Annotated in this window: 17 protein-coding genes; 7 read left to right on the plus strand and 10 right to left on the minus strand. The window is 41.4% G+C overall.

Annotation, left to right across the window (positions count from 1 at the left end):
* Positions 1-69: 69 nt before the first annotated feature.
* Both MHH86_RS11055 and MHH86_RS11060 read right to left on the minus strand, forming a co-directional pair.
* Positions 70-1,134, minus strand: a complete 1,065-nt coding sequence (locus MHH86_RS11055) for a YqhG family protein (protein ID WP_036689447.1) — start codon at positions 1,132-1,134, stop codon at positions 70-72.
* Positions 1,131-2,876 carry an SNF2-related protein gene (locus MHH86_RS11060; RefSeq protein WP_038569930.1) on the minus strand — a complete coding sequence of 582 codons (1,746 nt, stop codon included), beginning with the start codon at positions 2,874-2,876 and terminating at the stop codon, positions 1,131-1,133. The genes MHH86_RS11055 and MHH86_RS11060 overlap by 4 nt, the downstream gene beginning before the upstream one ends.
* 386 nt (positions 2,877-3,262) lie before the next feature.
* On the opposite strand from MHH86_RS11060, the gene MHH86_RS11065 reads away from it, so the two are divergent.
* Positions 3,263-5,920, plus strand: coding sequence for an adenosylcobalamin-dependent ribonucleoside-diphosphate reductase (locus tag MHH86_RS11065; protein ID WP_076316558.1), 2,658 nt, complete (start codon positions 3,263-3,265; stop codon positions 5,918-5,920).
* Between the two features lie 313 nt (positions 5,921-6,233).
* Here the strand turns inward: MHH86_RS11065 and MHH86_RS11070 are convergent, their stop codons facing one another.
* Positions 6,234-6,452 carry a hypothetical protein gene (locus tag MHH86_RS11070; RefSeq protein ID WP_143766838.1) on the minus strand — a complete coding sequence of 73 codons (219 nt, stop codon included), beginning with the start codon at positions 6,450-6,452 and terminating at the stop codon, positions 6,234-6,236.
* Positions 6,453-6,527: 75 nt separating this feature from the next.
* Between MHH86_RS11070 and MHH86_RS11075 the strand changes: the two genes are divergently transcribed.
* Positions 6,528-6,875, plus strand: a complete 348-nt coding sequence (locus tag MHH86_RS11075; protein ID WP_256715901.1) for a transposase — start codon at positions 6,528-6,530, stop codon at positions 6,873-6,875.
* Positions 6,876-7,814: 939 nt separating this feature from the next.
* On the opposite strand, the gene MHH86_RS11080 is transcribed toward MHH86_RS11075, so the two are convergent.
* From MHH86_RS11080 to MHH86_RS11095, 4 genes are read right to left on the minus strand one after another with little or no spacing between them, the layout of a single operon-like run.
* Entirely contained in the window at positions 7,815-8,909 is a 1,095-nt protein-coding gene (locus MHH86_RS11080) for a hypothetical protein (protein WP_143766122.1), read from the minus strand.
* Between the two features lie 18 nt (positions 8,910-8,927).
* Positions 8,928-10,532: an AAA family ATPase gene (locus MHH86_RS11085; RefSeq protein WP_036689551.1), complete on the minus strand. Its 1,605-nt coding sequence runs from the start codon at positions 10,530-10,532 to the stop codon at positions 8,928-8,930.
* Positions 10,529-12,391, minus strand: a complete 1,863-nt coding sequence (locus MHH86_RS11090; RefSeq protein ID WP_081383542.1) for an N-6 DNA methylase — start codon at positions 12,389-12,391, stop codon at positions 10,529-10,531. Before MHH86_RS11090 ends, MHH86_RS11085 begins: the two co-directional genes overlap by 4 nt.
* Positions 12,392-12,417: 26 nt before the next feature.
* Positions 12,418-13,464, minus strand: coding sequence for a restriction endonuclease subunit S (locus MHH86_RS11095; protein ID WP_036689556.1), 1,047 nt, complete (start codon positions 13,462-13,464; stop codon positions 12,418-12,420).
* Positions 13,465-14,733: 1,269 nt separating this feature from the next.
* Between MHH86_RS11095 and MHH86_RS11100 the strand changes: the two genes are divergently transcribed.
* The gene (locus tag MHH86_RS11100; RefSeq protein WP_179088405.1) at positions 14,734-15,369 is read left to right on the plus strand and encodes an FtsX-like permease family protein; all 636 of its coding nucleotides are present in this window, start codon (positions 14,734-14,736) and stop codon (positions 15,367-15,369) included.
* 80 nt (positions 15,370-15,449) lie between these two features.
* Here MHH86_RS11100 and MHH86_RS11105 read toward each other — a convergent pair whose 3' ends face one another.
* Positions 15,450-16,193, minus strand: coding sequence for a hypothetical protein (locus MHH86_RS11105; RefSeq protein ID WP_342479723.1), 744 nt, complete (start codon positions 16,191-16,193; stop codon positions 15,450-15,452).
* A 272-nt stretch (positions 16,194-16,465) separates the two neighbouring features.
* Here MHH86_RS11105 and MHH86_RS11110 point away from each other — a divergent pair, with 272 nt between their 5' ends.
* On the plus strand, positions 16,466-16,801 hold the full coding sequence (locus MHH86_RS11110; RefSeq protein WP_342479724.1) for a hypothetical protein: 336 nt from the start codon (positions 16,466-16,468) through the stop codon (positions 16,799-16,801).
* An 82-nt stretch (positions 16,802-16,883) separates the two neighbouring features.
* On the opposite strand, the gene MHH86_RS11115 is transcribed toward MHH86_RS11110, so the two are convergent.
* Complete coding sequence (locus tag MHH86_RS11115) at positions 16,884-17,738, minus strand: ABC transporter ATP-binding protein (protein ID WP_036689569.1); 855 nt, start codon at positions 17,736-17,738, stop codon at positions 16,884-16,886.
* Positions 17,738-18,352, minus strand: a complete 615-nt coding sequence (locus tag MHH86_RS11120) for a TetR/AcrR family transcriptional regulator (protein WP_036689571.1) — start codon at positions 18,350-18,352, stop codon at positions 17,738-17,740. Before MHH86_RS11120 ends, MHH86_RS11115 begins: the two co-directional genes overlap by 1 nt.
* A gap of 263 nt (positions 18,353-18,615) precedes the next feature.
* Here MHH86_RS11120 and MHH86_RS11125 point away from each other — a divergent pair, with 263 nt between their 5' ends.
* The 3 genes from MHH86_RS11125 to MHH86_RS11135 all read left to right on the plus strand — a co-directional run bounded on the left by MHH86_RS11125 (position 18,616) and on the right by MHH86_RS11135 (position 20,736).
* A complete protein-coding gene (locus MHH86_RS11125) occupies positions 18,616-19,002 on the plus strand; it encodes a hypothetical protein (RefSeq protein WP_036689573.1) in 387 nt (128 codons plus the stop codon).
* Between the two features lie 395 nt (positions 19,003-19,397).
* On the plus strand, positions 19,398-19,598 hold the full coding sequence (locus tag MHH86_RS11130; RefSeq protein WP_076316560.1) for a hypothetical protein: 201 nt from the start codon (positions 19,398-19,400) through the stop codon (positions 19,596-19,598).
* Positions 19,588-20,736 (plus strand): AAA family ATPase, encoded by a 1,149-nt coding sequence (locus tag MHH86_RS11135; RefSeq protein WP_076316561.1) that lies wholly within the window; start codon positions 19,588-19,590, stop codon positions 20,734-20,736. Before MHH86_RS11130 ends, MHH86_RS11135 begins: the two co-directional genes overlap by 11 nt.
* Positions 20,737-20,983: the final 247 nt, after the last annotated feature.

Here is a 20,983-nt window from a genome sequence, read left to right on the forward strand (position 1 = left end):
CTTGCTGTCGCGCCGGAAGGCGGAAGTTCTCTTGTTTTTTTGCCTGCTTTTAGCGAGTAGGGTCGCATTCTATAGGCTCCGCAGATGAAACAGTCCATAGGTTACCGCAGAAACTGCGATTTGCGGCTCATATTGCCAAATGGTCTCTTGGCGACGACGGTTATACTGTTCTTGTGTCGCTAGGCGTTTTTCTTCATCAGGCTCCTTCAACAGCTCTCCATAATAGACATCAATGATGTCCAGCTCAACCCTTAGCCGCTCACGCGCCTGTTCTGCCCAAGTATAGTCCAGTTCGGCTAGCTGAGCGGTTAGATGAGTTTCCAATAGTTCGGTAGCGGCTGCTACTGTCATTTCATAAGGCTGGATATGCACATTTTCCGGCAAGCGTGGCATCATCTCTTTTGTGGAAACTTTTGCATTAAAGTCATCAATGATGGTTCCCTTTGTTAGGGAGATGCCAAGATAATGGAGTTCTTCACGTTTCAAATCGCAGCTCATCTCCACCTTATAGCAGACACTAAGCCATGGTTCGTAAGCGGCAGAGAAAAGCGTATTTCGCTGCCTGCTGCCCGGGTCCTCAAATAAATAAAGGCATTTCCCTTCGTCCCTAGCGGCGTTCCAAATTTGTTGCAATCGCTTGCTTCCGTAAATAATATCCTCTCTTCGGATCATCCCGGGTCCAATTCGTGGGAGTGCCGGCACAATGCCGAAGTAGCGGGCTAGGATACTTTCCTCCGGGTCAGTAGATGGAGCATTCACTGCTTCTGAGCCCGGGGAGGCGGATTCGAGTAAGTCAGCGCTGGCCTCTGCATCGTTTGTTACACCTGTAGTTAGGCTTCCGGTGACAACTTGATTCAAAATGCCAGCACTACGATTTGCAATGGGGGGAACCTCTACAGCAGCTTGACTGTCGTATTTTTCCGGATCAAAAACAAAGGTGAAAGAAAGGGTCTCAGGATCTACACCTGTGCGCTCCACGAATCCCCAATAATACGGCCGGTCGGTGAGCATTTTGTCAGCTCTAGGTGATAATTTCACAGTTACGTGAAGGGGCGAAGCCTCAATGATGGAGCATTCAGTGGCTTCAAGATAGTCCATCACATGCTTGCGTACTTCCTGTGCGGTGAGGGTCATGTCGCAGTCTCACTTTCTTTTTTAATACCCTGTGTCAATTCACTGAGGGATTCACCAATATGGTCCAGCTCATGCCGCAATTCTTCGTCGGAGCGGGATTCGAGCATGATTTTGTATAAACTTTTCTCCAGCGATTCCTTCTTTTCAAAACGTTCCAGGATTACATCCAGCCCGCCAATCACCATTTCAAACATATTGATTTTCTCATGCAGCAGATGCAGGATATGTTCTTCAATCGTGCCTTGAGTAGACAAGTTGTAGATCACTACGTCATTTTCTTGCCCTAACCGGTGGACACGGCCGATACGCTGCTCCACGCGCATGGGATTCCAGGGCAGGTCAAAGTTGATCATATGGTGGCAAAATTGCAGGTTTATCCCTTCTCCGCCGGCTTCCGTAGCAATCATAACTTGAGCCCGGCCGCGGAAAAGATCCATCATCCAATCTTTTTTGCCACGGTTCATTCCGCCGGAATAAGAGACACACATCAGCCCATGTTCACGGAAATACTGCAGTAAATATTCTTGAGTTGCGCGATATTCCGTGAAGACGATGACCTTTTCATTCATTTCTTGAATGAGGGCTAAGGTTGTTTCAGCTTTAGTGTTTGTTTTAACGGTACGGAGGGTTTGTAGTAGCTCCATCATCCGGTCTCTTTTTGGTGAATCCGCAGGCAGCTTTTTGATCAAATTAACTAAAGTGATAAAGACGGCATCCCGGCTGCTGCACACCTCACGTTGAAGGGTTACCAGAGAAAGCATGCTGCTAAGATTGCCACCGGATTCCTGATACTGGTCTTTGACAAAGGAAGTAACACTGTTATACAAATCTTTCTCTTCTTGGGAGAGAACTAAGGGAATATTACGGACTTTTCGTTTCGTGAAATTAACTGGACCTTCACCACGGCGATTGCGGATCATGACCTTCGAAAGCTCGTCCCGCAGTTGACCTTCATTCTTAGGCTGGCGTTTATCAACCACGAAATTCGAGGCAAAATCGCCCTGATTTCCAAGTTGCCCCGGCTTCAGTATAGTGATCAGATTAAAGAGTTCGCCCAGATCATTCTGAACGGGAGTCGCGGTGAGCAGCAGGCAATATTTTTTGCGTAATTGCTGTACAAATAGATAATTGGTCGATTTTTTATTCTTCAGCTTGTGAGCTTCATCAATGATCAACATATCGTATTCATTTTCCAGCAGGATTTCCTTATGCGGATCGCGTTTGGCAGTATCCATCGATGCGACGACTATGGCGTTGCCCCAGGAATAGGCTTTTTTCTGAGCGACAGCAGTGATGCCGAATTTCGCATTCAGCTCACGAACCCATTGCAATACTAGAGAAGCAGGTACGAGAATAAGCACTTTGGAGACAAGACCGCGTACGAGATATTCTTTGAGCACCAGTCCTGCTTCAATGGTCTTGCCCAGTCCAACCTCATCTGCAAGAATCGCGCGGCCTGACATTTCGAACAGAACCTTATGCGCTGTATCCAGCTGATGGGGAAGAGGGGACAAGCCGGATAAATGCTTCATACATTGCAGCTCATCGAAGCTCGTTACTAGACCTGTTTCCTCTCCTTGTACGGCAAGCTTAGATAAACGGTAGTCTCCCCATGGGCCGCCCTTTTCCAGTTTGAGCTCCAGATCTTGCAACCAATTACGGTCAAAAGAAAGAGGAACAGGCAGTATCGGCGCGGGTGTTCCCCCTTGCTGGGGTAGAGAATTACGGAATAATTGCGTCATAATGCAGCCTCCTCAAGCTCGGATTTATATCACCATTCGTAAGAGTAGTATGCTCGTAAACGAGAGAATTCATAACCTCTTATTTTTCACGATAGCCTTTAAAAAAGAGAGCAAGAGCGAGAAAAAGCAGCAACGTTTGCGATAATTCGGCAACTTGACTCTATTTTCGAATAAGACCTTCGATACAATATGTGGTATAGTTTAAAAGCTGATGCACACAATATATTGTGACAAAAGCTTGAATATGTATTTTTTATAGAGTGCTTAGCTGGTATTTGTTATTGACAAGATGAGCTTCCTACATACACCTGTTAAGCAGCGGAGGATGGTAAGGGAGTTTTTGTTGTGGGCCCATACCTTGGACCGGAAACTAATATCTACTACACATGCGGGAGGTTTTTTTATTGAGTAAAGTGGAACGTAAGCAACGCCTTGAAGGGCTAAGTGAAAAAATATTTTTGGATCGTTATGCTTGGAAGGATGCAGACAACAACAATGCTAAAGTAGGCGATGTTGTATTGGTGCTGACCAAAGATGATCCGAAGTTTCCAACTAAGGAAGTCGGAGAAATTGTGGAGCGCAGTGGGCGAATCGTAACTGTAAAGACACGCAGTGGCGAGCTTGTGAAATCGGATGTTGAGAAGTTGACCCTTAATATAGAAAAAACTCCTGAGGAAATGTGGGACCGTCTATCCACAGCGATGGCTTCTGTAGAGAAGACACCTGAGCTTCAAGCAGAATGGGCAGGCAAATTCCGTTCAATCCTGGATGATTGGAAGCTTGTACCGGGTGGACGTATTGCGGCTGGTGCAGGTGCTAGTGAAGAATTAACATTGTTCAACTGTTATGTGATTCCCTCTCCAAAAGACAGCCGTGGCGGCATCATGCAGACATTGTCTGAAATGACGGAGATTATGGCCCGTGGTGGCGGTGTGGGCATTAACCTGTCTTCATTGCGTCCTCGTCGTGCGATTGTTAGAGGGGTTAATGGTTCATCCAGTGGTTCCGTATCTTGGGGCGGTTTGTTTAGTTATACTACGGGGCTTATTGAGCAAGGCGGCAGCCGTCGTGGTGCGCTCATGCTAATGATTAATGACTGGCATCCCGATGTTGAGGACTTCATTACCGTGAAGCAAACGATGGGCCAAGTCACTAATGCTAACCTTTCGGTATGTGTGAGCAATGGTTTTATGAAGGCTGTAAAAGAAGATCTGGACTGGGATCTCGTATTCCCGGATACAACCGATCCTGAATATAACGAAATGTGGGATGGCGATCTCGACAAGTGGAAAGCTGCCGGCAAAAACGTTATCCATTATCGCACCGTAAAAGCGCGTGACGTGTGGCGTACGATCATTGAATCGGCATGGAAATCCGCTGAGCCGGGCGTCGTATTCATGGAATACTATAACCAGATGTCTAATAGCTGGTATTTCAACCCGATTATTTGTACAAATCCGTGTGGTGAACAAGGCCTGCCTGGCTGGGGAGTCTGCAATCTGTCTGCGGTGAACCTGTCCAAGTTCTACGATGAGAAAAATCATGATGTGGATTGGGAAGATCTTGCGACTACCACACGTTATTCCGTCCGTTTTCTGGACAATGTAATTGATAAAACACCTTATCATTTCCCGGAAAATGAAGCGAATCAGAAAAAGGAACGCCGCGTGGGTCTCGGAACCATGGGATTGGCGGAGCTGATGATTAAATTGAACATCCGTTACGGCAGCCCGGAATCGTTGGAGTTTCTGGACAAGCTATACGGCTTTATGGCTCGTGAAGCCTACCTTGCTTCGGCAGAAATTGCTGGAGAGAAGGGTTCCTTCCTAGCTTTTGATACTGAGAAATATCTAATGAGCGGCTTTATGAAAAATATAGTCGAAGCGTATCCAGAGGTTGGCGAAGCGATTCGTGAACATGGTATGCGTAACGTTACAGTGATTACACAAGCACCTACAGGTAGTACAGGTACAATGGTAGGTACTTCTACGGGAATTGAGCCTTATTTTGCCTTTAAATATTTCCGTCAAAGTCGTCTTGGCTATGATGAACAGTTTGTTCCAATCGCTCAAGAGTGGCTGGAAGCTCATCCGGGTGAAGAGCTACCGGACTACTTTGTAACTTCGATGGATCTGTCAGCTAAAGATCATATCCGTGCGCAAGCAGCGATCCAACGCTGGGTAGATAGCTCTATTTCCAAAACAGCGAACTGCCCGTCTGACTTTACGGTTGAGGAGACGGCTGAGCTATATGAAATGGCCTTTGATCTAGGTTGTAAGGGTGTTACGATCTACCGCGATGGAAGCCGTGACGTTCAAGTCCTGGAAACCACGAAGAAGGAAGACAAAAAAGAAGCCGCTCCGGTTGCGGCAGAAGAAGCTACAACTACTGTAGAAGCGAGTACAAGTGTTGTAGCAGCAAGTCCAGCGCCTCAAGTGACTACAAAAGAGGCGGATAAACAATACAAAAAACGTCCGCAGGTTCTGCGCGGCGCTACCTATAAAATCAACACACCATTTGGGATGGCATATATTACGATCAATGACCTTGATGGAATACCGGCTGAAATCTTCCTGAATGTAGGTAAAGCGGGTTCTGACGTCTTTGCTATGGCTGAAGCATTAGGCCGTGTCTGCTCCTTGTTCCTCCGTTACGGAGATCATGGTGAGAAAGTGGAGCTGTTGATTAAACATCTGAAAGGCATTGGCGGATCAGGTGCTATCGGCTTCGGCGCGAACCGGGTTGAATCCATTGCTGACGCTGTAGCTAAGGCACTGGAATCACATGTGCTGAACAATGCTCATGATGATCATGTACCTGCTCCGATTGCGGCAACTTTGGAGCTGGAGGATTTCAATGAAGCATTAAATGCGGAGTTGAAATCGAGCGTTCCGTCAGCTACGGAAGATGGACATGGTGGTCATCATGGACATAACCATGCTACGGCTTCCCGTGACCTTTGCCCATCCTGCGGCAGCGCCTCGCTGATTAATATTGAGGGCTGTAAGACTTGTGGCAATTGCGGGTATAGTCGTTGTGGGTAAACGGTGAATATTCAGTGATACATTACTAATTGTGGTGGATCACCAAAGCTGCGAAAATGACCAAGAAAGCTGCAAAAAGCGGCTCATGAAAAGAGAAAAAACCATGGATTATTCTATATAATGAATAAATATACATTAACGCATATTTATTCATTATCATGAACATTTTTATATTATTGATTTGTGTTTCATATGGATCTCAGAAGACAATAGTAAACACCAAAAGTCCCGATTAGGAATTCCTATATCGGGACTTTTTTAATATTACAATAAGCACTAATAGTACTTAATATTATGTCCTGGTGACCGCTGTTTATTTATTGTTGGGTGCTTTGTGCTCGGACATTTTTAACGGAAACTCAGCACCACCGACACCACCGACACCAACACCGACTGCGCACAGCTGTGAACCTGCTCCGGCATCGTCGCCAAATCCAGAGGAAAGAACGCCGTGTTCAGCGACAACTCCAGTCACTGGGCAGCAGACCACATCCCGCAACGGTAGATTCCGGCTTGTGGAGTACAGGTACACGGATAAGAAAGGGAAGTCCCACCGAGTTCGGGTCCTAACGAATCGCTGGGATGTCACTGGGCAGAAACGGCCGAGCTGTACCGCTACCGCTGGAAGGTAGAGCTTTTCTTTAAGTTTATGAAATCGAAATTACATCTGAAGAAAATCTATAGCTATACTACGCCGGAAGCGGTATTGAACCAGATTTATTTAAATCTGATTGCGTATGTATTTTACGAACAGCTTCGTCTACAGCATGCACCGGACGAACGAATTTGCCGATTTTTAGCGGTGTTCCGTTTATACCTCATGGGAGAGTGGGCAGACTTTCTAGAGCATTTAAACCGGGCCAAGACGCGAAGCAGCAAGGGGCGAAGGAAAAAAGGCGGCCGGCCAAGAATTAATCCGAAGCGATTGAAGAAAAAGCGTCTACTCTTTTACTGAAATGAAGTCAGGTTAGACAACTGAAGCTAAACCAATCGAAAAAAAATGGATGTTGTTTACGTTTAATTGAAGGAAAGATGTTTTTGTCTTTTTTTAGCTAATTCCCAGGTAAAATCCACCTAACGCCAGGGGAGTACCGCACAGTTTCACTAGTCACCCCCATACGCTTGGCTATGTTATGTTCTTTGCAAAATTACTGTCAAGAAAAGGGGATTATACCTGACCGAACGCTTTTACTTAAGGATGGGCGTAAAAGATATCTGTTTACTCAGAATAAGATTGAAGAAATATGGAAGGCTTTGAGATAAGGGTTAGTTTTAAAGCTTTTGGTGAGAAGAACAATCGTAAGGTGCGAGATCAAGGCTTTAGAATTAAACAAATTGCAGTTTCGAAATTCCCATGTAGTCGTTGATCTTAGCTATAACCAGGAAATAAATATTTCCAGTTAATTACTCCTAATTGGAAGCCAGATGAAAAGACAAGAGCCAATGGATTGGATATGTAAATAGCGTTATTGAGGACCTAATAATTTCACAAGAGGCAACAGATTTATTCAATGTGAATTATACGGTACGCTAAAAATTACACTTTTGGGGTGCTGAGATAATCAGCACCTCTTTCCATTTCTCTGATGGAGCAACTTCACCTTCATCCCCGAAGCCCAAAAATTATTTCCTATAGGCAATATGACGTACAGTCCACAGACGTTTACCGCCCGATAAGCTAAGATAAACTAACGGAATTTGAAGTAATGCTATCTAAAGTAATTCCATAATATATACCGGCTCATCAATAATCAGCTGAGCTTATGGAACAGGCTCCTGATATTAGTGGGGGGAGGTAGTGATAGTAAACTACTGTAAAGATGCCTTCCTTTCAATGTTGAGCCGTTCACAAAATCAAGAACATCGACACTATTCCTGAAAGTATATATATAAATTAATCCTCCGGTATCCTACGCATTCGTAAATCTCTTAAAGCCGCTTTGAATTTCAAAGAGTCGTTTAGTAAAATCTCAAGCAGCTTTAGTCTTAAATAATATAAAGGCAGCTTTCTTTTTCCTTTCTCCGAGCTATTGCGCTTTCCAGTCAATTTGTTTCTCAACCATTGGTCCAAATGCTCCCAATCAGGAAAATCTTCGGCTAGATCACTTAATAGACTATCATATAAATTATCAAGCCTTCCTGGCCATCTGCCGCTTAAATCATAGATACGATTAAAGTTTTCAACCCTGGCAATAGCTGTGTCTTCTTTTGATGAAGCTGTTAACTGAACAATGAATTTATCACGTGTTCCGAATCTAATATCTATTTCCATTTCATCAATAGCTTCATGTTTGTACGGGATAAATGCTCTTTGAATCGCCCCCGGTATGGACGAAGTATCAAGCGGGTCTTGTTGAATCTTGATCCGCTCGTTACAGGCTAAACAAACAGGGATGAGATTATCTGGAAGGATCGCCAAGGCCGGATATTCATGTTTGGGAAAATAGTGATCCAAATCTGCAATTAAACTTTGTGAAATGTCTATTTCACAAAGACATGCAGGACATAGTTTAACATTTTCATTTTCTTGCTGGTAACCTTCAAAAAAATAGGAGCGTTTAAAAGGGTGTTTAGAAAACGTTCCTATATGGTCAAAACCTGTCTTATTGAAGATTAGACTGTAGAATGGCACGATAAAACCATTGAGTGCACTTTTAAGTTTTGGAGGAAGCTTGGTTGACTGAAAACAGAATGTGGATGTATTGTACTGATCGAAAAAGCAGATATCGTTTCGAAAAGCATCATGCACCTGACTCCGTTCCTGAATAGACAACACATGGAATAAACCCAAGTATCCTGAAACGACGGGGCCATTTAAATTTTTGCTTTTAGATAGATACCATGAGCCCGCTCCGGTTGGTTTACCCGCATTAAAGTGCGCAAGAAAATGCTTTTCAACAAATTGCGCATGCTGGACTGAATATTCCAACAATTGGTCCACAAAGTCCAAAACTATATTGAATTCATTATGATATTTTGATTTGTTCATTCGAATCAGCATGAGGTTTCAATCCTTCTCCTCCAGCTCCAATAAACGATTGGAGACACGGAAGTAGTGGTAGCCAGGTCCCAGCATATCTTGCAGTTGTTTAAGCTTGTCATAATTGTTCTCCTCATCAGCCAATCGGAAGGCTTCATCAATCAGTTCTTCAGCATACGATCCGATAATGCCTCCAGTCCCAAAAATTTGCTTACTGATTTCTCCTAAATTAGCTCCGAAGGTGGAAATACGTGTGGATTTGATTTCTGAACGCGGTTGTCCATTGTCCAAAATCAGCTTAAACTGATAGAGCTGTTTCGGATCAACATCGGTCAAAATCATGGAGGAATGGGTAGCAATAACGACTTCATGGCTGGCGGCAGTGTCTTCTAATGAGATGAATTCGTTTAGATAATTGATAAAATTTACATTCCAAGCTTCGTTCAGATGTACATCAGGTTCGTCCAACAAAAGCAGAATGTTGTCTTCACAGCTCATGAGCAGCAGGATACCTAAATGAGCAAGCCATAAATATTCACCATCACTAAGGTTTTCACTAGTAAATATGACATCAGATCCTTTTAGCTTAAAAGCAAGCTCGGAGTGTTCCAATAATCCCATGCGTTTTGCATAGATCAGGGATGACAGAAAGGACAATGGCGTAGTCTCTTTACTAATGTTTTTGTGAAAGTAGTTGAAATGTACATAATTAGGGTCTTGCTCCAAACGAAAAACAGCATTCCTGCGATAATGGTGAGTAGATGATTTTGGGAAAACTCGCTTAATTTCACCGTTATGCTGAGTGAGTGTTCTGCTTACAAAATCATATAAAGCCAAGGTGCCTGATTCCTGTTCGCTGTAAACTAACTTCATAAATTCCCGCTCAATCGAGCCGCTCTCTTTTCCGAACCTGGAAGCAATCTTTCCATCGTTTCCCGAAAGCGAAAAAGAAACTGGAGTAAAGTTTCCTACTAGATCAAAAAGCTTTTTTCTCTTACGGCAAAAGATGCGATTTAGTTCAGGATCGTTAGAGATCTCAGAGAAAACACACAACGTAATAATGACGTAAAGTGCAGTTTCACCGTTAATAAACAAATAACGAGGATCCTCGTGAAGTCGCTCAATCTTACTGAGAAGACGGTCCAGTCCTGCGGCGTCTTCAACTTCATGTTGCGGATCAGAGATATAATCAAATACGTCACTGATTAAAGCATCTTCCGGTGTTTGAAGTAAGACGTCATCCAACATATTATTGGGACCTGTAGACTGAGCCAAAATTTTGGTTGGATGATACTCCTGCCTGTCGCTGAACGGATTCGTTTGCATATCTTGTTTAATGCCATCAACAGAGTAGGTTAATGGGCCCTCCAAATTCCATACGGAGATCTTGGTTTCCCGGCTACTGAGCATTATTGAATAATCGATTTTAAACCGGAAACCCGGTGACTCGTCCTGCATGATGCGGGTGAAAATGAGGCTGATTACCTCTAGCAGGGCCGATTTGCCGGAGCCGTTCTGGCCGATCAGAAAGCGGCAGGATGCCCGGTATTGTGAATTCGTACTCTCGTGAAAGTCAATCGTGAATTTTTTTAACAATTTATATTCCTCAACATAGATTCGATTCAGTTTCACAAATTTTCACCCTCCATATACGAAATTGCCGGCTGCCAGCGGTGCATGCTCAGTGGATTTCCCTGGCGGTCGACAACGGTGGTTTCGACTTCAGCCTCATTCAGGGAGGGGACCCTTATATCCTTATCCAAGGTGCGTTCCAGAATTCCGAAGGATTCAAAGAGTAAAATAGTCTGTAGAGCCGCTTGTACACCGATAATTTTTTTCGCTGCTTCATGCGCTGCAAGTGGTTGGGGTTTTCTGAAGAAGCGATTAAGAAGCTTTATCTGCCATTCTGCCAGTTCGTTCAAAAACCAACCAAGGCTTGAATTAAGATTTTCGCGTTGCTTTTTCATGAGTTGCTTTCGCTCGTTCCGTGTTATATCCATTATGATCTTATGAAAATCTTCTTCTTTCCACACAGACTCTTGAGTAGGCAGTGAAGCTTTCACAGGAGCTTCGGGAAGTTCTTGATTCGTCGTTTCAGTAATCCAACGTGCCTGCGCTATAATTTGACGCAGTTCTTCGGCAATTTGCTCTTCCAAATCCAGTACCTCGCGGAGTAATTCTTGCGGATCTCCAAGAGTCTGAGGCTCCGGCTCAATGTAATTGTAATTATCCATGCTCAGATGATAATTTTCTTTCTCGATTTCATTTAATGAAGCGAATGTAATGTTCTTTGACTCAACATGGCTAAGCGGGTATGAGCGGAAAGGATATGTCTCGTTTTTGGCTCTAAACCATTGATCCGCGTCCTGAGTGCGTCTGCGCCAGGCGGAGAGTAAATTGTGAAAAAAATCTTCTTCTTTTGAATAAAAATCTTCGTTTTGAGCGACTTCGTTGGATTCCATTTCATAAAACCAGACATAATCTGTCTCGATTGTGTCAGAACTCTTTTTGCGAAATAAAAGAACGGAAGTTTTTAATTGAGAAGAAGCTTTAAACATCCCGCGCGGAATTGATACAATACCTTCCACAAGAGCAATTTTAAATAGATTCTTTCTTGCTTTCACATACTTTTCGTTGGTAAAGAAGCTTTCTGGTAAAATAACCGCACCTCTTCCACCGGGCTTCAACAGCGACAGACTTCTCCAAAGAAAAAGAATTTCGGAAGGCTGTTTTTGTTTGTTATTGAATTGAATTGAGGGTGAAAGCTGTTTCTGGTTCATTTGCATAGAAAATGGAGGGTTGGTAAGAACAACGCTTGCCTCGGATTCCATGTAGTTCATCCCAGTCTCCAAAGCATTGCCAAGATATACTTCCGGGGAGGTGGAACCATTTAAATATAGGTTAGCTTTAGTTATTCGTACTGAGAAAGCATTAATATCGTATCCCTTTATCTGCCTTGAAAAGGGCATTGAAGCAATCAAAAAGCTTCCAATTCCGCAGGATGGGTCTACTAAAACATCAGAATCCTGAACTTCAGTCATGCGCACTAAGGTATTCGCAAGCCTCTGTGGTGTGAATACAACTGACCTTTTTTGCTTAGCTAAGGTGGAACCAAGAATATCAAAGATGTACCCAAAATCTATACTACTATTAGTCTCATTAACAATATCCTCTACTAGATCCATAGCTTCAAACAGCATTTGCATCGGTGCATTCCAATAGAAGGATCCCGTTAAGCCATGACCGGCTACTTGCTCGATTTGCTTCTTGGCATCCTCGACCAGTTCATTGACAGGGAGCTGTATGGTTCTGTCCTTGACTTTATTCCATGTTATTCCTATTTGCGATTGAGGAATATCCAGAACTTTAAATAAAATCAGAAATGTGATAATGTCAATGCTTTCTTCCGACCCGCTTATTCCGTTTCGCCACAGCAGATCCATGAGTGCGTTTAATTTTTTTTCTAGTATTCTCCTGTTCAGTTCAAGCATACTGCTCGTCCTTTCTTAAATGAGGGCTATAAAAAATTGTTTTGAGCGAAATCCAATAACTGAACCAACCGTTCTTTAGCGAAGGATTGGCTTTGCCGGATCATATTCATAGAATAGATGACATCAGCAAATTCCTTTTGAAGCTCAAACGGCGGCACCGGGACCCTCCATGACTTTATAAATGAAGCAGAGATGCGCCGACGTACAGTACTGCCGGTCAGGAACTGGGCGGCATACTTGCGGGAACTTGGGAGAGATAATAACCGGTGAATCCAGAAGGCGTGAGTAACATCAGAGATCGGTCGAAGTACTGCAAATTCTCTCGACCCAAAACTAATGTCTTGCGCCAGACCAGTAATAACGCAGCCTTTTCCATTTTCTAGACTTGGAGAGCTAGTGGGGAAAAGAACATCACCGTTAGCAAAATAGCTATAACTGCCTTCAAGCATTTCTCTAACTCGTCGATAATCAGATAGTAAATATCCCTCTTCCAATAGATCTTCCATTTTAATATAAGGTGCTGATAGGTCATCGGGAACCGAAATGCCTTTTTTGGAGGGATTGATTGCTACTGCATCACTTAATGGTACAATATTGAATCCTTTTGGATTTTGAACCGGATCGCCAAAAAAGGAGATGAATATTGTATTAAACGTTTGTTGCATCAAGCTGTCCGACTTTAGCCTCATATCAAGCAGGCGGTTTGCTTTTTGGAACACTTGAACAATTTCCTTTTGTATAGGCAACTTGGGGAGAGGGATGCTCTCATGGTAAAGAAGGCGATATTCAATTGTTGTCCTGTGTATTGCTTTGTTTCTGTCCCAAGAAATCGGATAACGATAGGAATTAAGAAGTAAATACAGGTAATCTTCATCAATAATATCAGGACGAAGAATATTGATTTTACCCATACCATCCGGAATATTACCATCCTGATTATATCGGGAAAATCTGAAAATATCTGGTCCGAATAGATTGATAAGAATATTTCCCGCCTTAATATGTTCGCTTTGCGCTGTTAGTTTAGTAATACTAAAAAGCTCATAGAGCGGAATTGGGGATGATGAGACCAAAGTGATCCCTACCTTTCTTTATTTCGGAAAACTATGGAAGCATTACCATGTGTATTTTCTCATTTCAAGGAACTTCACGCAATAGGGAATTGAATTGGATTAATCATGCAAGTAAAGTATTTCAAGCTCAAGTGCCAAAGAGTGGCTAGTGAGGTCATCTATATCGCCATGGGGATCGATGAAGACTGACACCAGGAATTTTTCATCCTCAGTATTGGCGTTAGGGAGAGCACCTATGGCTAGCGGGAGTTGATGTAGGACCTGTATCACAGGAATGCGTATGAGGTTCTGCTAGGCGTCTTTGATGGGCTAGCCGGGCTGGAGGAAGCTTTAAGAAACCTACCCCAAAGCTGATGTCCAGCGCTGCGAGATCCACAAGATGCCGTAATACATTGCCCAAAATTCGGATTCCAATAAGACTGAGTTTGTCGCCGATGTCAAAAGAAAATATAGTAATAGACAGAAAATAATGTGTTAGACTTGGGAAATAAAGTTATAGATTGTCACGGCGGTGGCCAGCTGCGCGGCGAAGCGCAGCTCATGCTCCTGGTTGTTCTTCCGGAAGTGCCAGCCGACCTACGTGTTTCAATTTGCATTTCATCTCCCCGTCCTCGGCACTAAGAGATAACAAAGAGCGTATCCTATAGGATACGCTCTTTGTTATTGCAACTGCTGTCCGAAAAAAACCAAAGTATTTAACTGAGAAAATAAAGTTATAGACTGTCACGGCGGCGGCCAACTGCACGGTGAAGCCGCAGCTAGTGCTCCTAGTTGTTCTTCCGGAAGCACCAGCAGACCAGCGTGTTTCAGTTGGCTTGAGAGTCTATACTTTATTTCCGATTTTAGGTCTTTGACTCTTTGCGACACTTAGTCTAAAACATATTATTCAATATCTGACGATTTTCGAAGCCCTTAACTGGGTCATATTAACTACTTGATTCTAATACTTTAATATCTTTTACACTTAAATTCTTTAAACGCTCATGTAATCTGTAGGATCATTTGTTCCAATACTAACTGAATCGTAACAATAGAGATGAGGTATTAAACGGGAGTTCGGATTCTAGAATAAAGCTGATTACAATATGTTTTAGCCATAATTTGCAGAATGGGCAAGTAAATCTAAAGCTTTAAAGAAAATTAAATAAAAATTATTAACAAAGCAACTAGATTTCTTGAAATGGGGTAATAAATTAAGTGACTGCCATTATTATGACAAAATCTTTGGCCAAAAAACTTGATATACAGGAAAATGAAAGTTTGACTCTGATGAATAAGCTAAACGAATCGAAATTTAAATTAGATATTGATTACATCAGCTCGGTCTATACCGGGGATATCATCTACATTCCTCTGGCTATGTTCAATTCGCTGAATAATTATCCGGAAAACAGTTTTATGGAGGCGATATCTAAGAAGAAATTAGATATTGATAGAGCAAATGTATTGTCTTTCAATGATAAAAGTGAGCTGATAGAAGGTTACCAGACCTTCGTCAAACCTATACGATACATGGTTGGAGTTGTAGCCTTTATTTCTTTTGTTATTGGCCTGATTATTATTTATATTATTACCACAATGATTATTGAAGAGAATAAAGCTTCCATATCATTGCTCAAAATCTTAGGATACAGTAAGAAGAAAATCAGCGCATTGATATTAAACAGTAATATATTTATAGTGATCATTGGATATTGTTTATCTATCCCGCTTATTAATCAGTTGATGGATCTGTTCTTTAAAGCAGCTTTTCCTAGTATGGCTATTCCAACGAAGCTTGAATTTAAGAATAATGTAATTGGTTTCTTAATCATTATATTTACTTATGAAGTGTCGAAGTATTTAAGTCAAAAGAAAGTCATCGAAATTTCAATGGCGGATAGTTTGAAAAACAGGGCGGAATGAAAAGACAAGATTTAAAGCATCATAAAGAAAGCCGGAGCCAGGTGCCTGGGGCATGCCTGGGCTCTGGCTTTCTTTACATGTTACTGTTCTATTTTCTTCCAAAAAAGCTTGAACATCTGCTGTAAGAGTAGTAAATGAAAAAGGAGTCCGATAATAAAATAAATGGCTATTTTATAGGAAGAATGATTAACAGCTATACCTTCAAGGTATAGTTTGGCTGGCCAATACGTTGGAAACACCCCAGCTAATAGTTGCCATGGTTCTGGAACAAAATATGCGAAAACCGCGCCCAGGAGAGTTAATCCGATCATTTTGGAAAAGGCAAGCCCTTCTACTTTATTAGCAGCAAATGTAGCCATGAGCATCGCAAGAATAGGTGTCTCCAATACGAGCAAAAGGAGTACTGCGATATTCTCTAACTTATGTTGTGAAATACCGCTGAATAGTAGAAACACTGCTGACATTACTATGCTGATAAAGATCGGAAGAATTAACCGATAAGCGAGATATCCATTTTTCATCAAGGGGGTTACTGCATAAATTCCAATCAGGCGTTCGTCACGCTCGTCCAGGATCAATAAACCTGCTGCTATTCCAGCTAATTGAGGAACAAGCAACATCAGAACAACGGTAATAAAATCAGAGTAGGAAAGAAGGTGGAAGGACGAGAGGGAAGCTATCCAATCTGATAAGGGAGGGAATCCATACCTGATAATGAGTGTGAGCAGAAGCGGGCCTAGAGTTATTAGCAGGAGCATCGGGTCTTTTACTGCATTTTGTAGGTCTTGCCGAAGCATGGTTCTATACTTAAACATGTTTTTCATCTCCGTCCTGAATTCTTACGGTCCTTTGGATTAGAGAATAGACCCACCAAATTGCTAACCCGATCCAAATCAACAGGATGAATACTGCATACAAGAATTCTGATATATTCAGAGGTTGAAAAGCTCCTTGCAATAGCATTAATGTTCCTTGGACAGGAAGGACAGCATAGAGAGGTGTTATAACCCAATTTAAGTAACCCAACACAGGAAGTATAAAAACTAGAGAATACACTTGAGATAATATTAAGAAGCTGTTGATAGAACGGCTCTTTATGGCTGCAGCTATTCCTAGTAAGGTGAAAAATGAAGAGGTCAAAACAATGCCAAGAACAAACTGTACAATAGACGCAGGCCATCCAGTAGAGGACAGGTGTATAGCAAAAGCAATGGCAAGTGATAAGCAACTTAAAGAAAAACATTTGGCCAGAATGTATTCTAGCGTTTTAACTGGTGTAACAAACAGGTTCTCAAAAATTCCCTGGTCTCTCTCCAATAGCAGTATTCCTCCTGCCAGAATCAAACCAAGAGCGCTTGGATCTGAAAAAGTAAGCAGTACCAGTGTCTTTGCCAAATACGCTTCAGGAATAACGCTAAGTCCCCCAATATAAACGACACAAACAAGCAGATACACTAAATACAACCCATGCTTCCATTGAAAGCGAACGTCAAAGAGGAATAACCTCCATAATCTCATATCAGACTTTCCCCCGTGACATCCATAAAGATTTGATCCAATGATGCTTCTAAAGTGTGCATAGTAACAATAGGATTAGATCGAATAATGGAGAGGAATTCAGTGTTAGTTCCAATATCGGCTAAAGGGAATTCCGCCATTTTCTGCACTCCTTGTTGTTGATATTCAATTCTGAGCTTACGTTTTCCGCCTCGAAGCATCAGATTCCTCGGGGAATCAATTAATTTGATTACACCGTTCACAACAAAAGCAACTCTATCGCATAGTTGCTCGGCTGCCTGCATGTTATGAGTGGTAAGTATGATAGTTGTCCCAGTATCCTTACGCTGTTTAATAAGTTTTTTAAGCATATCGGCATTTGTTGGATCTAGTCCAGAGGTGGGTTCATCCAGAAATAATACGTCCGGATTATTCAGTACAGCGCGGCAATAATTCAGCCGCATTTTCATTCCTTTGGAGTAATTCCCGACTTTCATATGTGCAGCTTCCATCAAACCTACCTGCTGCAGCAAATCCATCGGTTCTGAACAACGCTTACGATAAAGTGACCCGAAATGTCTTAGATTCTCAAAAGCGGTAAAACGGTTATAAAAGTTGGGGAATTCGAATGCAACGCCGACCCGTTCATAATATTCCGAACCCACAGATTTAACCTCTTCATCTAAAACGATGGCGGAACCATTATACTGTTTGAGTTTACCGATTAAAATATTTTGTGTAGTGCTTTTCCCGGCGCCTGATGGCCCTAAAAAGCCGAATATTTCACCTTTCTTGATGTTGAAATTCAGTCCTTTCAAAACAGGGCTGTCTTGACCTGGATAAGTGTAAGAAAGTTCTTGGACTTTAATCATTATTGAATCTTCTCCTCTTCTGAGAATAGACCTTCAGCTATGGTAGATATAAGCATTTTAAGCGTATCCTCATACACCGTCTCTCCAATTTCTCGTCTATGTAGAGAGAGTAATACGAGTGAGCGAATCATACTAACAATGAGCTCGGGAGAACTTTTTTTGAGCAACCCTGCTGTTTGCCACTTTTGAATAAAGGGATATAGCATATCTTGATCTTGGTTGTAATTACGTTCTAATCGCTCGAGCGGCAGCTTGCGAATTAAGGCTTCAAATTGTTCAGTCAATAATATTTGGTGGATGATTGGATTTTCAGACATGAGTTTGAAAGACTCCAATAAAAATAGCTTGAAGGACTCTTTATTTAGCGGCCTTTCTGCTGCATTCTCTAAAAGAACGACTCTTATGTGATTTTCTTCAACTTCCAGAAGCTCAAAAAAGAGTTCTTCCTTAGATTGATAAAAGCCATAGAAAGTTCCTGCTGCAATACCTGCGCCTTTAGTTAAGTCCTCAACACTGGTTTTCTTAAACCCATAACGAGAAAAGAGGTCTCTGGCAGATGCAAATAATTTTTGTTGGATGTGAGCTTTCTCAATTTCACTGAATTTTTTCGGCATATCTTTTATCCTCTCTTTATGAACTTATGAATAATAGTATATTTTATTCACTTAAAATATACAAACTATTACTTTTATAGAATTTAGTCTTAAATTAAACAATTGATAATCATATATAGATGTATAAAATTACTCGCATAATATTTTGAAAATTATGTATAAAAATGGATTTTGTGAAGGGTATCGGATTTATTCGTCGAATATTATTTATAAAGCCGATTAGTGCTGAATTATTGTAAAAAATGCCAACTTGAGGTGATATGATGAGTGATAACAAGATAGAAGTGAATAAAAACGAAGAAGCCGGGATCATCTTTGAGAACTCTCATTGTTTATGCAAGAAAGATAATATTGATTTTGAAGTTATGTATATGGACTCTTTTAGTAATTCTGATTATAAGCTTCATTTGACGTATGAAGGGGATCAACTGCAGTTGGTAAAGCTTCAAACGATTCATAAGGATAATAGAGAGTCTGAGTCTATTTTTATGGATAATTATTCAAAACTAATGACTTCCTTGTTTATTGAGGACTATATCTATAATGATATGGATTTTTATAAAAAGATGTTAGGAGATAAATATGCTGCTGACGGGTATTATTTATCACAGAGAATTGTTGAAGCGTTTTTTAATAGATTTTTTACGTAATTGGTTACTTAGTTTTCGTTACTGCGCAATAATTTTGCGAAATGTCTGAGGATAAAGTAGAGTCATTTAAGAATCCATGCTAGACGCGGTGATATTTTTTAGGAGAGAGGTTCTTTTCCTCTGAGTATGGAATCTAAGGGGAGAAGAATCTACTCTACTTGGATTGTATCTGCTGCTGTAGGAAGAAGGCCAACGAAAACAGCGATCAATCCGAGGTGACAAAGATTGTTGATTCCATCGTAAGCTGAACCGTTGCCATCACAAAAAAAGTGACAGTATCGCTATAACCTGCGATATTGTCACTTTTTAATTTCTTAGGTACACTTGATAAGCCACCTGATAGATTGGAAGGAAGCGGGTGTTGTGGAGTATGAAATAGAAAGAGAGGGAGTCATTTGTCACAAGAACCTGGAGCCAAACAACACATTATTCCTGCAGCACATATCGGAAGTTTTTCTATTAATGAAGAAATTGGAAGTAAACGGAAAAGACCGATATGGTTTCGCAGAGATGGGATGCAGCAGACGAAAGAACTAATCGCGGAGGCTGTGGGAGTACGGAAACATATCTATACACTTAAAAGAAATGCTAATTGATCTTGAACCATTAAACTTTAGTTCTATATTTAGTTCTGGGCAAAATATTTTAATTTCAACATTGACAGAAGTTATTTCTAATATAGAAAAGGATTCTATATTATTATTCGATGAACCAGAATTACATTTACATCCAAATGCTGTAGCGGCGCTAAAGAAACATATGAATTTACGATTTAGACCATACTGCGATGGCTGCCAGGAACTTGCGGATCTGGTATGCCCATCCTGCGGGAAATTTGAGATCATTGTATTGAGTAGAAAAGGACGGTCCACAACCGTAAAGTGTGGATTTTGCTCAGAAAACATGGAACTGGATCAACTTACATGCCTGATGAGCCATAAAGTAAGAGTTAACTCCTGGTATGAGGGTGTATTGATGTATCCTAATACAGCACTGACATCTTTGATGCAACGTATGATTAAGAAATACTTCCCTGAGGTTGATTTTATGGCTGAAGAGGAGCAATTCCATCTCTCTAATAACGTTTTACACTATTCTGCGAATAAATCCTCCAGAGTCATGTACCGTGTGGAGGAAATCCCCGAGTTTGAGAAGGTATGGGGGCGTAGAATTTCAAATCAGCGTAGAGAAGATTTACAAGAAGTTATGGAGCTTTTAAAGGAGAAGTGCTCAAAGCAAAGTTCAGACGCTTGTAAGGCTTGCCAGAAAGAACATAGCATTCGTTGTGTGATGAAGCCTTTTGTTACCTTTACAAACCATCATCTACATCCCCATCATGGTCAAGAGTATGGCGATATTAGCTTCAACATGAAGATGTTAAATATGGACGATGCTGTTTTTGTAGGCATTGCCAAGAGCTATGAGAAGAAAGAAATTACAAGCGCAAGTGATAAAGGGCGGGAGATGCTTGAGCAGTTCTATGGCAAGTGTACAGATTCGATGACACATGTCATAGGTATTGTGGTTGCAGGTCATTTGGAGCAAGGTTTTACTGCTAAGTTACAGGACTTAGCCAGAAGATACAACAAAAAAGTTGTCATGTGGACTTATAATGAGTTATTAATGGCAGTTGATTACGCAATTCATAAATACGGGTTAAGTATTGAAAATATTATTATTGATTTGAAAGCAGACGGATCGAAGCGAAGAGGCCGTCCAAAAAACGTTAGTTAACGCTCCTGATTTTTAATTTCATATTAGCAATCTTATTTGGTATTGATCGACCAGATAAGATTGCTTTCGTAAATTACTACTACTTTTTTTGGATTTCTAGAGCAATTTGAAGCAGAATAAATGAAATAGATATCATCGGAACTGCTATTTTTCCGCTTCCATCTTGGATCGTATGGTAATATAAGGATACATAGTTGAATATTTCGGTGCGAAAGGGTCATAGAGTTAATACTAGAGAGCCACTTCA

Origin of the sequence: Paenibacillus sp. FSL F4-0097 (genome assembly GCF_038593125.1) — a bacterium.
Classification (GTDB): Bacteria; Bacillota; Bacilli; order Paenibacillales; family Paenibacillaceae; genus Paenibacillus_AQ; species Paenibacillus_AQ odorifer.

Coding starts and splice junctions, on each gene's coding strand:
- MHH86_RS11080 (WP_143766122.1), bottom strand. CDS start 8,909: ATGAACAAATCAAAATATCATAATGAATTCAATATAGTTTTGGACTTT.
- MHH86_RS11090 (WP_081383542.1), bottom strand. CDS start 12,391: ATGCTTGAACTGAACAGGAGAATACTAGAAAAAAAATTAAACGCACTC.
- MHH86_RS11100 (WP_179088405.1), top strand. CDS start 14,734: ATGAATAAGCTAAACGAATCGAAATTTAAATTAGATATTGATTACATC.
- MHH86_RS11110 (WP_342479724.1), top strand. CDS start 16,466: ATGGCTGCAGCTATTCCTAGTAAGGTGAAAAATGAAGAGGTCAAAACA.
- MHH86_RS11115 (WP_036689569.1), bottom strand. CDS start 17,738: ATGATTAAAGTCCAAGAACTTTCTTACACTTATCCAGGTCAAGACAGC.
- MHH86_RS11135 (WP_076316561.1), top strand. CDS start 19,588: ATGCTAATTGATCTTGAACCATTAAACTTTAGTTCTATATTTAGTTCT.
- MHH86_RS11105 (WP_342479723.1), bottom strand. CDS start 16,193: ATGAAAAACATGTTTAAGTATAGAACCATGCTTCGGCAAGACCTACAA.
- MHH86_RS11065 (WP_076316558.1), top strand. CDS start 3,263: ATGCGGGAGGTTTTTTTATTGAGTAAAGTGGAACGTAAGCAACGCCTT.
- MHH86_RS11120 (WP_036689571.1), bottom strand. CDS start 18,352: ATGCCGAAAAAATTCAGTGAAATTGAGAAAGCTCACATCCAACAAAAA.
- MHH86_RS11060 (WP_038569930.1), bottom strand. CDS start 2,876: ATGACGCAATTATTCCGTAATTCTCTACCCCAGCAAGGGGGAACACCC.
- MHH86_RS11125 (WP_036689573.1), top strand. CDS start 18,616: ATGAGTGATAACAAGATAGAAGTGAATAAAAACGAAGAAGCCGGGATC.
- MHH86_RS11055 (WP_036689447.1), bottom strand. CDS start 1,134: ATGACCCTCACCGCACAGGAAGTACGCAAGCATGTGATGGACTATCTT.